Raw genomic sequence first — 15,238 nt, 5'->3', positions numbered from 1 at the left:
TTCAAATGGCTGAGGCACAAAAGTTCAAGTTCGACTTACCAGCTTTACGTGTGCTTGAAAATGAACATCGCTATTTAGAGTATTTAATGAGTGGCTGGCATACAATTGTTCTGGCTTTTGAACGGGATATCTATACTGTCATAGAAGGCCATGAAGCACTGAAGTCACTTCGGAAACTCATCGTTGATTTCATTGAACCGTTAAAGAATCATACAGACAAAGAAGAAGAATTTTTGTTCCCAATGCTTGCCCAATACGTCGGTTCAGAACAGGGACCAGTCAATGCAACGGAGGAAGAACATGGTGAAATTGATGCCTACATCGGTCATTTTCTTCATCACACACGCGGTGATGTAAACCACTTTACGCTGGAGGAAATGAAGAAGGTAGTTCAAGACGCCGCAGAAGCATTTGAGGTTATCACTGTTCATTTTGTGAAAGAAGAATCTGTACTATTTTTAATGGTTAATAATATCCTCACTATCAAAGAGCAGGATAAACTCTATGAACAATTATATACTCCGATTCTTTAAGCATATATAACGTAGATAGCGCGTCTATTGATTAACCATTATCTTGCATAAAGAACAGGTAAGAAAGGCTTGAAAAACACCATTTTCACTGGATCATTTCCGGTCCGATTTAGGAGAACTATTCATGACATCTTTACCGAGAGACAAATGTGGCTAGAAATGACTTCGTCATCCCTAGCCACATATTTTTCGGTAATCCTGTTACGACTAGTTGCCTATCGCGTTCCTATAACGTTCAAGTAAAAAATACAGCTATTTTAGAAAAAAAGAATAGATAACTTTTTATAAAGGTTGTAAGTGCCCGAAGATACAATTTCGGGCACTCTAGTACTTTGCACAATGTATTCCTTGCTTACTTGTAGTAAAGAGTATGTATCTTCTCATGCGATGAACTATAAGAGAGTGACTCTTCCTTAACTAAAAAAGACAAGACTATGGAGAAGGCTTCAGCCGCCAAAATTGTACTTTGGCGGCTACTATCGAGATAAGAAGCCCGCTATTCTTTCTTCCCGAAAAGATTTAGCACTTTGTGGACTTATTCATTTGGAGAGCGATGGATGAATAAGCACCATACGATTACCGAAAAAAGTGTGTAGAAATATTTCGATAATCGTTTAGAGGTCGTTCAATCCAAAGTAATCCAAAAGTGACTGTACACGAAGTGCCTAGTGTTGGCTTAAGTTATTTACTGGTTGTCTTTGGATGATCAACATATGTATGTAAATTGCTAGATGTAGGGAAAACCCTTATAGGTTATCGGGGACTACCTACTATTTTACACTGAACTAATTCAATTATAATTAAAGCAGGGAATCAATGTCGGTTTCATTCAAAATACAATGATGGGATTGATTTGAATGAATAAAAAATTACAACTTCCATTACAGACGGCGAACTTAGTAGTCGGTTTTATGGTATGGGTACTCATATCCTCACTATTGCCATTCATCCGGGAAGATATTGCTATTCCTGCCGAAAAACTTGCGATTGTAACTGCTGTTCCGGTCGTTTTGGGATCTATCCTTAGAATTCCACTTGGCTATTATGCAAATATATTTGGCGCAAGAATTATCTTTTTTGTGAGTTTCATATTACTCCTGTTTCCGGTATTTTACATAAGTGCTGCTTCAACGTTCGCGGATTTGATCGTTGGCGGTACGTTCCTCGGAATCGGGGGGGCTGTATTCTCAGTGGGTGTAACATCGCTACCTAAGTATTACCCGAAAGAGAAGCATGGTCTCGTCAATGGTATTTACGGTATGGGGAATATGGGTACTGCAATTTCAACGTTTGCTGCACCGGTAATTGCCACACAAGTCGGTTGGTCAATGACCGTCAAATTCTATCTCGTACTGTTGCTTATCTTCGCGGCCTTGAATTTCATATTTGGTGACAAGCAAGAAGTGAAAGTGAAAACACCGATACTTGAGCAAATTAAAGGCGTTTATAAAAATGAAAAACTGTGGTTCTTCTCATTATTTTATTTCATTACATTCGGTTCATTTGTTGCATTTACAATATTTTTACCGAACTTTTTGGTCACGTACTTCGAACTGGAAAAAGTGGATGCAGGAATGCGGACTGCGGGTTTCATTGCAGTGGCAACATTCCTGCGCCCGGTCGGAGGATGGCTTGCTGACAAATTCCAACCGTTGTTCTTATTGATGGGTGTCTTTGCGGGACTTACATTTGCGGCTATTATTCTCGCGTTTTCACCTACTATTGCATTATATACAGCGGGAAGTATGTTAATTGCTGTTGCAGCAGGAATAGGTAATGGTGTAATCTTCAAACTCGTTCCGTTTTACTTCAACAAACAAGCTGGAATTGCTAATGGGATTGTATCGATGATGGGGGGGCTTGGAGGATTCTTCCCACCTTTACTACTATCGATTATTCATTCGATGACAGGTTCCTATTCAATCGGTTTCATGGCATTCTCTCAAGTTGCACTTGCGAGCTTGGTCCTTGTCATTTGGCTTTATTATATGGATCGACTTAGCATGTCTGCAGAAGTCTTCAATTCAACGGGTCAAGGGATTCTTGTAACAGATGCTTCGGGAACAATTCAGTCTGTGAATCCTGCTTTTACAAGGCTGACAGGATATACCGAAGAAGAAGTGATTGGAAGTAATCCGAATATGTACAGTTCAGGTAGACACTCGAAAGAATTCTACACGTCTATGTGGAGTCAAATTGGTCAAGATGGATTATGGCAAGGTGAAATATGGAATAAACGCAAAAATGGCGAAGAATACCTTGAACTGCTGTCAATCAGTGCGGTGAAGGATGGTTCCGGAGATGTAACTCGTTACGTCGGAACATTCAGTGATATAACGCCGCGAGGCTAAGAGGGCATCCGGTCGTAAAGACCGGTAGCCCTCGCTTCAATTTATAGGAGGAGTGGACATTGGAAAATCGCTATACAAGGCAAACGCTGTTCAAACCAATTGGGAAATTAGGGCAGGACAAGTTAAGTTCTTCCCACGTTGTTGTCATTGGGTGTGGGGCTTTAGGTTCAGCTGTTTCAGAGACACTTGTCCGTGGTGGAGTGCGAAAATTGACGATTGCAGATCGAGATTATGTAGAACCGTCTAACTTGCAAAGACAACAGCTGTTTACCGAGAAAGATGCACGGGACGGCATACCGAAAGTGGTTGCTGCTGAAGCTCGTTTGAAAATGATTCGGGAAGACATTGAAATCGTAACCGTGCTTGATCATGTAGATGGATCCATTATGGAACAAATTATTGATGACGCTGATTTAATCATGGATGCGACGGATAACTTTGAAACGCGTCTGTTGATAAATGATATTGCATGGAAAAAAGGTATTCCCTGGATTTATGGTGCGTGTGTAGGCAGTTCAGGTACAGTTTTTCCATTCATTCCAGGCGAGTCAGCTTGTTTCCGCTGTTTGCTACCGGTTTTACCGTCGGTTAATGAAACGTGTGATACGTCAGGAATTATTGCGCCTGCTGTTCAAATTACGGCGGCACATCAAAGTGCAGAAGCGCTGAAATGGTTAACGGGGAATAAAGATGCAATGCGCAAGAAGCTATTCCATTTTGATGTATGGAACAATACGCATATAGAAGCAGGGATTTCCCGTATGCGAAACGAAGTATGTGAGACATGCGGAAATACACCGACCTTCCCGGCGCTGCATCGAGCAGAAGATACCGGATACGCAGTGTTATGCGGTAGGGATACAGTGCAAATCATTCCGAATGCAAACCGCACATTGACGATTGAGGATGGGGAAACAGTCGCTAAAAGGCTGGGGTCACCCTATAAAGTGACACCATTTTTTGTGGAATTTAATGCGGATAGTTATCGTTGTATTCTATTTGGCAATGGTCGTTTGTTAATTCATGGATTAAAGGATATAAAGATAGGACGTAAATTGTACCATCAATTTTTTGGATGAAAGGGAGGAATCAGATTGTCACATTTGAATGAATCGGACAAAGAGAAGAAACTCACTTTTTGCGTACTGACGACGAGTGACACGCGTAATGTCTCGAATGATCGCAGTGGCTGGACAATTCGGCAAAAGCTTGAATCGGCGGGTCATCATGTATTTGAAACATGGCTTTGTCAGGATGACGCGATGGAAATTGAATCGATTGTCGAAGAATGGCTGCGGAATCCAAACGTTCATGGCATTATTTCTACAGGTGGGACTGGCATTGGTTTTCGTGATGTTACTATTGAAACTGTGTCGACCTATTTCACAAAAACGATTGATGGATTCGGCGAGTTATTCCGTTACCTTAGCTATACAGAAGATGTAGGTTCAAAGGCGCTATTAAGCAGGGCTGCGGCAGGCGTGGTAAAAGAGAAGGTGTTTTTCGCACTTCCCGGATCCGTTAAAGCAGTGGAACTTGCAATGGACAAGCTAATTTTGCCTGAAATTCACCATATTGTGCATGAACTTACCAAACATCTAGAGGACTAACTTAATTCCGTAATTACTTATTTTAAATAAAAACCTAACGCTAACGAAATTTCTATATCGATTATTAGTTTCCATGGATGAGTTCCGTTGATTGTAACGGAAGGCGTCCGCCTGGAGTGTAAATCAACCTTGTAAGGATTTCAATACAAAATCCACTATTATAAAATTGGTTCTACTGACCAAAAAACTCACCTGAAGTGAGCCGTGGAAGAGAATTAGAATTGTCTTTCGTAATCGCCGTTTTTTCCACCTGTTTTACGTAATAGCATTGTTGGTCCAATAACCATTTCTTTGCCGGCCGCTTTGCACATGTCGTAAATAGTGAGTGCAGCAGCGGAGGCAGCAGTAAGTGCTTCCATCTCAACACCGGTCACACCTTTTGTCTTCACTTCCGCTTCAATCAATACTTCATAATGAGCAGATGATTTATCTATGTTCCATTCGAAATGGATGTTAACACCTGTCAGTGGGATCGGATGACACATAGGAATTATGGATGATGTACTTTTTGCTGCCATGATTGCCGCGACCTGAGCGACCGCGAATACATCGCCTTTCTTATTGGTACCTTCTGTGATTTGTGAATGAATTGTTTCATTAACAATGATGGACGATTTTGCGATAGCTGTTCGAGTGGTTTCTGCTTTGTCGGAAACATCGACCATTTTTGCACGGCCTTGTTCGTTGAAATGTGTGAGCTCTGACAATGGAGTCATTCCTTTCGTACATATCTAATACATTCAGTATAGCAGAAGGAGGAGAATCTACATGGTAGAAATGAGAAAGCCTATCTTAGTATCTGAGGCTGTTCGACTCGTCATGGAACATAGCTATCTAGGTGGAACTGATACGATTCCACTTGAACATACATACGGAAGAATACTTGCGGAACCGATTATCGCAAAGCATGATGTCCCATCATTCGACAGATCGCCATACGATGGATTCGCTGTCCGTGCAAAGGACACAGAGGGTGCTTCTGGAGATAATCGTATACAGTTCACTGTGATTGGTGAAATTGGTGCGGGCCATGTAGCGACTAGTGGAATAGGTCCAAGAGAAGCATACAGAATCATGACGGGTGCCCCGATACCGGATAATGCCAATGCGGTTGTCATGCTCGAACAGACGACAGAAGGAAAAGATCGTTTTACATTGCGTAAACCGTTTAGCGAAGGGGAAAATATATCCTTTAAGGGTGAAGACGCAAAGGAGGGGGAACTCCTTGTTGAATCGGGAGCATTTATCCATCCCGGTACAATCGCGTTATTAGCGACATTTGGTTATGCAACAGTCAAAGTTGCGAAACGACCAATTGTTGGCATTCTTTCAACGGGAACGGAGTTGCTAGATGTGTCAGATGAACTTGTTCCTGGAAAAATACGGAACTCGAACGGACCGATGATAGCTGCCCAGTTAACTCGTATGGGATTAGGTTACAAATCATATGGCATGCAAGAAGACGATCTAGATGCATGCACAGAAGTCGTCAGAAAAGCTCTCATTGAAACAGATGTACTTATTACGACAGGCGGTGTTTCTGTTGGTGATTATGATCATTTACCCGCAATCTATGAACGGTTGGGAGCTAAGGTCCTATTTAACAAAGTTGCGATGCGTCCGGGAAGCGTAACGACGGTCGCCGTGCTTGGTAAAAAACTATTATTCGGTCTGTCGGGAAATCCATCTGCTTGTTTCACGGGTTTTGAATTATTCGCTAGACCCGCTATTCTTGCTATGCAAGGTGCAAACACACCGTATATGCCGCGCATGCAAGCGATATTAGGTGAAGATTTCGGAAAGCCAAACCCTTTTACCCGCTTCATTCGTGCATTCTGGGAAATGACATCGGAAGGTATTGTTGCAGTACCCGCAGGCTTTAATAAATCAAATGCAGTATCATCGATTGCCCGGGGAAATTGCCTTATCGCTCTTCCAAGCGGAACGCGCGGTTACACAGCAGGAACCCATGTTGATATTTTGCTGCTCGGTTCTGAGCAAGGCGTTAGTGAGTGGGTATTATGAAGACACTTCAAGTTGTCGGTTATAAAAATAGTGGCAAAACGACACTTACATCGAGATGGATTTGTTTATTGAAAAACAAAGGACTTTCAGTCGCTGTATTAAAGCATCATGGCCACGGTGGGCAGCCTGCCATGCCAAATCCATCGACGGATACGATGCAGTTTTTTGGTAGTGGGGCAGACGTTTCAGTTGTTGCAGGTGGGGGTGCGGTTCAAATCCTGTTGAATGAAGAGCCCGAATTTGCCGAGCTTAAGGTGCTGGCAGCAATCGGAAAACCGGATATTCTGCTCATTGAAGGGTATAAGAAAGAACAAGGGGAGAAAGTAGTCCTTCTTAGAGATGCCGGGGATTGGGAATCGTTAAGCGGATTGGATGGCATACAGCTAGTTATCGGATGTCCAGAAATTACAGCTGTTAGTTCGCATATTGAATCTGCGCAGAATGTTGAACAACTCGATTCGTGGCTACTTGACTGGATTGAAAAGGAGGATGGCAATGAAACCGTTTGAAATTGTTGAAACAGTAATTGAACCGCAAAAATATACTGATTATGTCCTTCATGCTGGAGCAGGAGCTGTCACTGTTTTCACAGGACATGTCCGGGAATGGACACACGGGGTCCGAACATTATATTTGGCATATGAAGCCTATGTACCAATGGCCGAAAAAAAACTGGCGGAAATCGGTGGAGAAATGGAAGCGAAATGGCCAGGCGTGAAAGTGGCGATTGCTCACCGGATTGGGGAAATGCATATCTCAGATATTGCGGTAGTCATTGCAGTTTCCTCCCCTCATCGGAAAGCAGCATATGAAGCGAATGAGTATGCAATTGAACGCATTAAGGAAATAGTCCCTATCTGGAAAAAGGAAATCTGGGAAGACGGCGAAGAATGGATTGGCGGTCAAAAAAAGTATCCTGAAAAGGGAGGCGAACAAAAGTGATTAAAGTGAACTATTTTGCAAGGCTGCGCGAATTGACCGGCAAGGCGGAAGAAACCATCGAACGGGAATCGATGACTGTCCGCGAGCTGCTGGACTGGGCGGAAATGATGTATCCGGGTTTTGGGAAAGATACAGTGCATGTTGCAGTGAATGAAGAATATGCCTTAAAGGAGGATGTCATTCATTCGGGAGATATTTGTGCATTCATCCCACCTGTGAGCGGGGGATGAAGGAGACAGTAGGCATCGTTCTGGCGGGCGGATTGTCTCGGCGGTTCGGTTCTCCGAAAGCATTTGCTAAACTAAGAAATAAGTACTTTTATAAAATTGCAGTCGAAGCAATGTCGGCATCCTGTGACGAGATTGTTATTGTGACGCTACCTGAACTAATGGACCGATTTGGTGATGGTGAAAACCTGATGGCTGATAAAGTGGAATATGCTGGACTCGGTCCGCTTGCAGGGATTCTGTCTGCGATGGAATCCGTGGAAGCGAACCGCTATGTAGTATTACCGTGTGATATGCCATTTATAGATGATAAAGCTATATCGAAGTTGATAACGCTTCATAACGAATGTGTCACGGCTGTCATTTCGGATGGAAGATATCATCCTCTCGTGTCTATCTGGGATACGCAAATGAAAAATGCAGTGAAAGAAGCCTTGAAAAACAACCAACTGAGTGTAATGAAATTACTTTCTATTAGTAATACAGCGTGGGTTCAAGGAAGCGTTCTGACTGACGATGAAAAACGGATGTTCACGAACGTGAATACGCCGGAAACCCTGGAAAGGGGATGACGAAATGGAAACAGTTAAAGATAAGCTCGGACGTCCGATCCGGGATCTCCGAATCTCCGTAACGGATCGCTGTAACTTTAGATGTGCCTATTGCATGCCAAAAGAAGTTTTTGGTGATGATTATGTTTTTCTACCCAAGAACGAACTGCTTTCATTTGAAGAAATTGAACGGTTCGCGAAGCTATTTGCGTTACTTGGTGTGAAAAAACTCCGCTTGACGGGCGGCGAACCGCTTATGCGGCGCGATTTGCCAAAACTGGTTGAAAAACTGATGAAGATTGAAGGAATTGAAGATATAGGGTTGACGACGAATGGTGTACTGTTGAAACAATACGCACAACCCCTTTATGATGCAGGTCTGCGTCGTTTGAATATGAGCCTCGATGCACTTAATCCGGAAACATTCGGTAAATTAAATGGACGCGGAATTAAACCAGAACTGATACTAGCCAATATCGATCATGCACAAAAGATCGGCTTTGAAATCAAGGTGAACATGGTTGTTCAAAAAGGCGTAAATGAGGAAGAAATTCTACCAATGGCCGCTTATTTTAAAGAGCATGATATTACGTTGCGGTTCATAGAATTTATGGATGTCGGTAATGATAATGGATGGAGCTTTGAAAAGGTTGTCACGAAAAAAGAAATTTACGAAATGATCAGTGCTGTTTATGATATCGAACTGGCGGAAGAAGACTATTACGGTGAAGTTGCAAAACGTTATCGTTACTTGGATAATGGAGCACAAGTCGGTTTTATCACGTCTGTATCAGAATCATTCTGTTCAACATGTACGCGGTCCAGACTGTCGTCGGACGGTAAACTGTATACGTGCCTGTTCGCATCAGAAGGGTTCGATCTGCGTGAATTAATTCGCAGTGGACTGACAGACGCAGAATTGTTGGAAGTCATTACAGGCGTGTGGCAAAACCGTGGAGACCGTTATTCAGATGAGCGAACTGAACAGACAGCGAAGAATCGGAAAAAAATTGGTATGAGTTATATAGGTGGGTGAAGCGTTGCTGCGGCGACGCTTTTTATTATGGAGAGAGACGGAGGGGGATGCTGACTTTGTTTAGTTTTATGAGACTGTTGCTTAGTTTCACGGGAGTATTGCGAAGTCCATTTAAAACGTTTGGAACTTAAGTTGCAACGTCGCCTAGTTTGGGCAAAACGTTGTTAAGTTGTTCAAGTGTTGTGAAGTTTCGTGGAAACGTTATTAAGTTCATTGGAAATGCTGTGAACATCAACGGAAACGATGTTAAGTTCATTTAAAACGTTGCTTACACTCTTTAATAAAAAAACGAATCGCCTTACATCTAAGGCGATCCGCTTTCGAAATATACGTTCGCTATTAACCTTCATCTTCCACGACGACTGAGCGTCCTTTGAGTTTCAGTAACATTGGAACAAGAAGCCATAATGCAGCTACTATGATGAAAACAAGCGATAGCGGCTTTGTGAAGAAAATGCTGAATTCACCGTTCGAAATGGTGAGTGCTCGTCTCATGTTGTTTTCAATCATTGGACCTAATACGAGTGCCAAAACTAATGGAGCTACTGGATAATCATTTTTTGATAGTAAATAACCCGCTACACCACAACCAAGCAACAAGTATAAATCGAAAGTCGTGTACTGTACGGCATAAACTCCGAAAAATGAAATAGCGATAATAATAGGCAATAAGTACTTCTTAGGCGTTTGAATGATTTTTGCAAACACACGAACGAGCGGCATGTTCAGTACTAACAGCATCAAGTTGCCGATAAACATACTTGCAATGAGCCCCCATGCGATATCCGGGTGTTCGTCAAAGAGAAGGGGGCCTGGCTGAATGTTATACATGATAAGTGCACCCATTAATATGGCTGTTGTACCGGAACCAGGGATTCCTAATGTAAGTAAAGGAATCATTGCGCCCCCTGAAGCAGCATTATTGGCAGATTCAGGACCCGCTACTCCGGCGATGTTCCCTTTTCCGAAGCTTTCGGGATTTTTACTGAACTTTTTCTCTGTTATATAGGAGAAGAAAGATGCGAGTGTTGCCCCGGCGCCTGGAAGTACCCCGATGAAAAATCCTAGTAGGGAACCGCGTACAATGGGAACTGCGCTGTCTTTCATATCTTGTTTTGTCGGGAGGATGCGATTGATTTTTGCAATGGCCCCGTCTTCTTCATCGCGTTCCAATACCGTCTTGAATACTTCACCAAGCGCAAACAATCCAACAGCAATTGTTAAAAATTCCAATCCGGAAAAAAGAATAGGCTGGTTGTATGTAAAGCGGGCAATTCCTGAAACTGCGTCAATGCCGATTGTTCCAAGCATAAGTCCGAAAACAGTCATCATCAATGCTTTCGTCATCGACTTTCCAGCAAGTCCACTTACAGCAGCCAAACCCAATAGCATTAAGGAAAAGTATTCTGCAGGGCCGAACTTGATTGCGACATTGGAAAGAGGTTGCGCTAATAAGACCAGACCGATTAGCGAAATGATTCCGGCGCAAAATGAGCCGATTGCCGAGATAGCCAAAGCTGCTCCGGCACGCCCTTGCCTAGCCATTTGATAACCGTCGAGCGTCGTGACGACAGACGAAGATTCACCAGGGGTGTTCAGTAAAATCGATGTTGTAGAACCTCCATACATTGCTCCATAATAGACTCCGGCAAGTAAAATGATTGAACTGGCAGCGGCTGCTTCTGTCGGCATTCCAGAAGTGATGGTTGCAGTAACGGGGATGAGAAGGGCAACACCGCTCATTGGACCGATGCCGGGTAACACGCCGACAGCCGTGCCGATTATGACCCCGCCGAATGCAAATAATAGATTATGCCATTGAAAAGCAACACTGAAACCATCGGCTAAAAACTGTAAAGTGCTCATAGCTTAACTCCCTTCACGCTAAAACACAGGAAATCCTGGCAATGACCCGCCAAGAAGTTTCGCGAACAAATAATAAATTCCAAATGAAAATGCCGCTGCAATGATGAAGGAGGGCAATAATCGGCCACGTTCCATTGTTTGGAAAGAGATGAGTAAAAATAAGAACGTTGAGATGACATATCCGACCATTTCCAATAGAAATGCATACAAAACCGCGCTGCCAATAATAATAAGGAATTTTTTGTATTGAAGCTTCATTCCAGCTGTCGTTTCAGATTTGTATTTAAATGTTTCGAATAGTAATCTCAAACTTAAAAGAATTAAAATAATACCAAGCCACATTGGAAAGATTTTCGGTCCAACTGATGATCCGTAAGCACTGTCCGAAATTTTTTGGCTTTCGATTACAAATAAGAGACCGATTAGTAAAAAGACGATGCTGGCATATCGATCGAACGTTTTACTCATAGTCTTTGACACCTCCCTAAAAGAAAAGGCGGCGCTGAAGCCGCCCGAATAATGTTATTTCTGCATTCCAAGTGCCGTTAACAATTCCACGATCACTTTATCTTGTTCTTCCAAATAGGTAGTGAAGTCGTCAGCATTACGGTACTCGCTTTCCCACCCATTTTTCTCTAATTCTGCGTTCCACTCGTCTGATTCCACCATTCTCTCTAGCTTCTCGGACCAATAGTCATAAGCCGTTTCCGACATTTCCTTTGGACCGAAGATGCCGCGCCAAATGGTGAATTCGGCGTCAATTCCTTCTTCTTTAAATGTAGGGACTTCTGTCAATTCACCGCTAAGCCGTTCTGAAGAACTGACAGCGAGGACACGGACATCACCGGACTTCAGATACGCTCCAATAGTGGAGGCATCTGTAGCGATAACGTCTGCATTTCCACCGAGCAATGCTGCGACTGCCTCTCCGCCGCCATCATACGATACATACTTTACTGTTTTTGGATCAATTCCATATTCAAATGCGGGCAAGACACCGACAAGATGGTCCATCGATCCCGGAGCCGATCCGCCGGCAAGTGTCACCGATTTCGCGTCTTTCTTAATTGCTTCTAGTACATCTTTCAATGAATTAAACTTTGAATCCGCCTTGACGACAATAGCTCCGTAGTCACGCGTCAGCTGAGCCAATGGTGTTGTGTCTTTATAGCCGTAAGCACTGTTTCCTTCCGCTTTGTTATTGTTGATTAAGATTGGCGGAGATTTTACAAGAAGGACATGATCATTTTTTAGTTCCTTTGTTGCAAATTCTGCCATGTAAACAGCACCACCGCCACCGGGTTTGTTTTCAACTACGATTGACTTATCGATTAGCTTTGTTTCACTCATCGTTTTTGCAATAGCTCTGGCAGTTAAATCCCATCCACCGCCTGCGCCGGATGGAGCGACAATTGTTATGTTACTCTCCGGATATTTCGAGGTAGCGCCTTCCACTCTTCCTTCAGATTCATCCGCAGAACATGCTGTGAGGCCGAGTGCCAGGATACTTGCTAGGGCAACCGTCGTAAGTTTCTTCCACATCTTCATGTAATCCCCCTTATAATTAAAAATGATGACAGCGTTTTCATTCGCTGTCATCAATTTATCAGAATATTTATTCAATTAAAAGTTATCGTTTATAAGTTCGATAATGAGAGTAAACATCATTTTGTTCATACTGTTCAGCGTTTTTTTATGAAGTATCTTCTTTCGGGACGCCCGACTGAGCCGTATAGAAGTTCTGTAAATGCACGTTTTTCTGAGACGAGGTATTCTAGATAACGTCTTGCGGTCGAACGGCTAACGCCGATTTCCAAACCAAGAGTTTCTGCAGTAATTCCGCCTTCTATGTTTTTTATATGGCTGACCACTTTCTCTTTCGTCATGGGGTCAATCCCTTTTGGTGGAATGAAATCAGGGTTTGGTGAAGCGGGTAGCGTTTTATTCCAAAGAGATTTGATGGAATCTTCCTGTATGAGTCCTTCACCTGAAAGTGTTTCCCTTTTAACTTTATAAGAAAGGAGGCTTTCCTTAAATCGGTCGAATGTGAGCGGTTTTAGGATGTAGTCGATGACTCCGTGGCGAAATGCCTTTTTTACAACTTCAATCTCTGCCGCAGCAGTGATGAAAATGATGTCTGTTTCAGGGCTGTTTTTGTGGATGAAATCCATCAGCTCTGTACCAAGTACATCGGGTAAATAGACATCGAGTAAAACGAGGTCTGGCAACAATGCTGAAATCCAATCTTTTGCTTCATCACCGGTATGAGCGGAACCTACGACTGTAAAGCCCTCTATTTTCTCGATGAACCGCTGATGGATGTCGGCAATTCGTAAATCATCTTCAATAATTAAGACTTCAATTAGAGTTGTCATCTGAAAACCCTCCTTTCGGTATGGAAATGATAAACAATGCACCGCCTAAATCTCCTTTTTCGAGTGTGATAGAACCACTGAGATTTTTCACATTCTCCGCTACTTTCATAAGTCCGTATCCACGGTGACCCTGTTTTTTTGTCGATACCTTTTCTTGAAAGAGTACATCCAGCACTTCATCAGCTATCCCATGTCCAGAATCTTCAACTTCAATCAAGATCTCTTCCCCGTTATCCAGAATGAAGATGCGGACCATTCGTTTTTCTTCCGGAAAAGAGTCAGTTGCTTCGAAAGCATTTGTAACTAAGTTTCCAATGATTGAAACGAAATGGTTTTTTTCTAAGTGTTTCGGGAGTTTTTTTAAGAGACTATCTTCATCAAGAAGGAAGCGGACCTTCAATTCCTTTGCCCGGTTGAAGAAACCGATAACAATTCCTCCTAGAAAGGGATCCTGCAACCGCTTTGTCACGAATTGGATGAGCGATTGATGTTCAGCTGTTTCCTCGTGAATCAAGCTTAGTGCCTCATCGTATGAATTGAGTTGAATGAGACCCGATATTGTATATAAAAAGTTATTGTATTCATGGGTTTGTGCACGAAGCGCCTCCGTATACCGTTTCACTTGTGATAATTCCATTGCGAGTTGGTCAATGTCTGATTGTAGCCGAAAAGTTGAAACCGCACCGACAATCTGTTCACCAACACGGATGGGGACGCGATTTACAATTACCTTTTTGCCGCGAATTTCCATGGGACGATCGAGATGCCGTTCTCCGGTTTCAAGTACCTTTGGAAGAAGCGTGTTTGGAAGCACTTCCTGAATCGTCCGACCGATTAGTTCCGATTGATTAGGGAGGGAAAGGGTTTCATATGCAGCCACATTCACAGTTGTAATGATACCGTTTGCGTCAACCATAATGATTCCTTCTCGCACAGACTCAATAAGAGCGTTTCGTCCGGTGAATAAGTTCGCTATTTCCGCAGGCTCTAAATTAAAAAGTTCTTTTTTAATATTGCGTGCCAGAATGCTAGAACCAATAATACCTAGAATGATTGCGATAAGTACGATGTAGGAAATGTTGTCGGCATACTGAAAAAAGATAGAGGACATATTCTTCTTTAAAAAACCAACGGAAATAATCCCGATAATCTTGCCATCCTCGTTAAATACTGGTGTTTTCCCGCGTAAGGCGGCCCCGAGTGTCCCAGTCGCCTCGGAAATATAGGATTCGCCTAGGAGAAGCGCACGTTCATTATCATCACCCACCATTTTTTGCCCAATCCGTTCTGGAACAGGATGAGCATACCGGATACCTTTGCTGTTTCCTATAACGACATATTCAGCACCAGTTTTGAGTCGTACCGCTTCAGCGATAGGCTGCAATATTTCCGTTGGATCAGCGTGTCCAAACCCTGCACGGACATCGGGGCGGTCTGCTGTTGTCCTGGCTATACTTAGCGCCTGGTCCCCAATCTGTTGCTCGATACCTTGCGACATTGTAAAGTAGAAGGAAACACCGATAATGATTGCTATTATGGAAACAAAGAGTGCGCCATATGAAAAAATGCGGGATTGTAAAGTAGCGGGTTTCATGGAAATCATCTCTCAATCTTGAAGTAACCGTATCTACTTGCATTAGTCTTGGGCAGGCTTTCTACACAGTTGACCGTCGACCAATTGGTTCACATTATATGCTACACTATTGTTAATTGTTAGAATAG

The 15,238-nt window shown here is 42.9% G+C and carries 16 protein-coding genes; 10 read left to right on the top strand and 6 right to left on the bottom strand.

Going from position 1 to position 15,238, the window contains the following annotated elements; translation table 11 throughout:
* Nucleotides 1-5: 5 nt before the first annotated feature.
* From MKY15_RS05625 to MKY15_RS05610, 4 genes are all read left to right on the top strand, one after another.
* The gene (locus tag MKY15_RS05625) at nt 6-533 is read left to right on the top strand and encodes a hemerythrin domain-containing protein (protein ID WP_342539228.1); all 528 of its coding nucleotides are present in this window, start codon (nt 6-8) and stop codon (nt 531-533) included.
* An 857-nt stretch (nt 534-1,390) separates the two neighbouring features.
* Complete coding sequence (locus tag MKY15_RS05620; protein WP_067213451.1) at nt 1,391-2,884, top strand: nitrate/nitrite transporter; 1,494 nt, start codon at nt 1,391-1,393, stop codon at nt 2,882-2,884.
* Between the two features lie 59 nt (nt 2,885-2,943).
* Nucleotides 2,944-3,963, top strand: a complete 1,020-nt coding sequence (locus MKY15_RS05615) for a ThiF family adenylyltransferase (protein ID WP_342539227.1) — start codon at nt 2,944-2,946, stop codon at nt 3,961-3,963.
* 15 nt (nt 3,964-3,978) lie between these two features.
* Entirely contained in the window at nt 3,979-4,494 is a 516-nt protein-coding gene (locus MKY15_RS05610) for a MogA/MoaB family molybdenum cofactor biosynthesis protein (protein WP_231885732.1), read from the top strand.
* A 215-nt stretch (nt 4,495-4,709) separates the two neighbouring features.
* Here the strand turns inward: MKY15_RS05610 and moaC are convergent, their stop codons facing one another.
* On the bottom strand, nt 4,710-5,201 hold the full coding sequence (moaC, locus tag MKY15_RS05605; RefSeq protein ID WP_067213447.1) for a cyclic pyranopterin monophosphate synthase MoaC: 492 nt from the start codon (nt 5,199-5,201) through the stop codon (nt 4,710-4,712).
* Nucleotides 5,202-5,262: 61 nt separating this feature from the next.
* Here moaC and glp point away from each other — a divergent pair, with 61 nt between their 5' ends.
* The 6 genes from glp to moaA are packed head-to-tail and all read left to right on the top strand — an operon-like array spanning nt 5,263 to nt 9,275.
* Nucleotides 5,263-6,519 carry a gephyrin-like molybdotransferase Glp gene (glp, locus tag MKY15_RS05600; protein ID WP_342539225.1) on the top strand — a complete coding sequence of 419 codons (1,257 nt, stop codon included), beginning with the start codon at nt 5,263-5,265 and terminating at the stop codon, nt 6,517-6,519.
* A complete protein-coding gene (gene mobB / locus MKY15_RS05595) occupies nt 6,516-7,028 on the top strand; it encodes a molybdopterin-guanine dinucleotide biosynthesis protein B (protein WP_067213441.1) in 513 nt (170 codons plus the stop codon). Before glp ends, mobB begins: the two co-directional genes overlap by 4 nt.
* Complete coding sequence (locus MKY15_RS05590; RefSeq protein WP_187046079.1) at nt 7,015-7,461, top strand: molybdenum cofactor biosynthesis protein MoaE; 447 nt, start codon at nt 7,015-7,017, stop codon at nt 7,459-7,461. Before mobB ends, MKY15_RS05590 begins: the two co-directional genes overlap by 14 nt.
* Complete coding sequence (moaD, locus tag MKY15_RS05585; protein WP_067213436.1) at nt 7,458-7,691, top strand: molybdopterin converting factor subunit 1; 234 nt, start codon at nt 7,458-7,460, stop codon at nt 7,689-7,691. Before MKY15_RS05590 ends, moaD begins: the two co-directional genes overlap by 4 nt.
* Entirely contained in the window at nt 7,688-8,260 is a 573-nt protein-coding gene (locus MKY15_RS05580; RefSeq protein WP_067213434.1) for a molybdenum cofactor guanylyltransferase, read from the top strand. The genes moaD and MKY15_RS05580 overlap by 4 nt, the downstream gene beginning before the upstream one ends.
* Nucleotides 8,261-8,264: 4 nt before the next feature.
* Nucleotides 8,265-9,275, top strand: a complete 1,011-nt coding sequence (gene moaA / locus MKY15_RS05575; protein ID WP_342539224.1) for a GTP 3',8-cyclase MoaA — start codon at nt 8,265-8,267, stop codon at nt 9,273-9,275.
* A 339-nt stretch (nt 9,276-9,614) separates the two neighbouring features.
* Here the strand turns inward: moaA and MKY15_RS05570 are convergent, their stop codons facing one another.
* The 5 genes from MKY15_RS05570 to MKY15_RS05550 form a co-directional block, all read right to left on the bottom strand.
* The gene (locus tag MKY15_RS05570) at nt 9,615-11,141 is read right to left on the bottom strand and encodes a tripartite tricarboxylate transporter permease (protein ID WP_342539223.1); all 1,527 of its coding nucleotides are present in this window, start codon (nt 11,139-11,141) and stop codon (nt 9,615-9,617) included.
* 18 nt (nt 11,142-11,159) lie between these two features.
* Nucleotides 11,160-11,609: a tripartite tricarboxylate transporter TctB family protein gene (locus MKY15_RS05565; protein WP_338654845.1), complete on the bottom strand. Its 450-nt coding sequence runs from the start codon at nt 11,607-11,609 to the stop codon at nt 11,160-11,162.
* A gap of 54 nt (nt 11,610-11,663) precedes the next feature.
* Complete coding sequence (locus MKY15_RS05560; RefSeq protein WP_342539222.1) at nt 11,664-12,689, bottom strand: tripartite tricarboxylate transporter substrate binding protein; 1,026 nt, start codon at nt 12,687-12,689, stop codon at nt 11,664-11,666.
* Between the two features lie 134 nt (nt 12,690-12,823).
* The gene (locus tag MKY15_RS05555; protein ID WP_340741020.1) at nt 12,824-13,516 is read right to left on the bottom strand and encodes a response regulator; all 693 of its coding nucleotides are present in this window, start codon (nt 13,514-13,516) and stop codon (nt 12,824-12,826) included.
* Nucleotides 13,500-15,110, bottom strand: coding sequence for a sensor histidine kinase (locus MKY15_RS05550; RefSeq protein WP_342539221.1), 1,611 nt, complete (start codon nt 15,108-15,110; stop codon nt 13,500-13,502). The genes MKY15_RS05555 and MKY15_RS05550 overlap by 17 nt, the downstream gene beginning before the upstream one ends.
* Between the last annotated feature and the right edge of the window lie 128 nt (nt 15,111-15,238).

The organism is Sporosarcina sp. FSL K6-1540, from assembly GCF_038620285.1.
Classification (GTDB): Bacteria; Bacillota; Bacilli; order Bacillales_A; family Planococcaceae; genus Sporosarcina; species Sporosarcina psychrophila.
Note: the sequence above shows the minus strand (reverse complement) of the source record. Positions and strands in the feature narration are given on the sequence as shown.

Bases quoted from the DNA above. Each gene is read 5' to 3' on its own strand.
- MKY15_RS05625 (WP_342539228.1), top strand. From the start codon at position 6: ATGGCTGAGGCACAAAAGTTCAAGTTCGACTTACCAGCTTTACGTGTG.
- MKY15_RS05620 (WP_067213451.1), top strand. From the start codon at position 1,391: ATGAATAAAAAATTACAACTTCCATTACAGACGGCGAACTTAGTAGTC.
- glp (WP_342539225.1), top strand. From the start codon at position 5,263: ATGGTAGAAATGAGAAAGCCTATCTTAGTATCTGAGGCTGTTCGACTC.
- mobB (WP_067213441.1), top strand. From the start codon at position 6,516: ATGAAGACACTTCAAGTTGTCGGTTATAAAAATAGTGGCAAAACGACA.
- MKY15_RS05590 (WP_187046079.1), top strand. From the start codon at position 7,015: ATGAAACCGTTTGAAATTGTTGAAACAGTAATTGAACCGCAAAAATAT.
- MKY15_RS05580 (WP_067213434.1), top strand. From the start codon at position 7,688: ATGAAGGAGACAGTAGGCATCGTTCTGGCGGGCGGATTGTCTCGGCGG.
- moaA (WP_342539224.1), top strand. From the start codon at position 8,265: ATGGAAACAGTTAAAGATAAGCTCGGACGTCCGATCCGGGATCTCCGA.
- MKY15_RS05570 (WP_342539223.1), bottom strand. From the start codon at position 11,141: ATGAGCACTTTACAGTTTTTAGCCGATGGTTTCAGTGTTGCTTTTCAA.
- MKY15_RS05565 (WP_338654845.1), bottom strand. From the start codon at position 11,609: ATGAGTAAAACGTTCGATCGATATGCCAGCATCGTCTTTTTACTAATC.
- MKY15_RS05560 (WP_342539222.1), bottom strand. From the start codon at position 12,689: ATGAAGATGTGGAAGAAACTTACGACGGTTGCCCTAGCAAGTATCCTG.
- MKY15_RS05555 (WP_340741020.1), bottom strand. From the start codon at position 13,516: ATGACAACTCTAATTGAAGTCTTAATTATTGAAGATGATTTACGAATT.
- MKY15_RS05550 (WP_342539221.1), bottom strand. From the start codon at position 15,110: ATGAAACCCGCTACTTTACAATCCCGCATTTTTTCATATGGCGCACTC.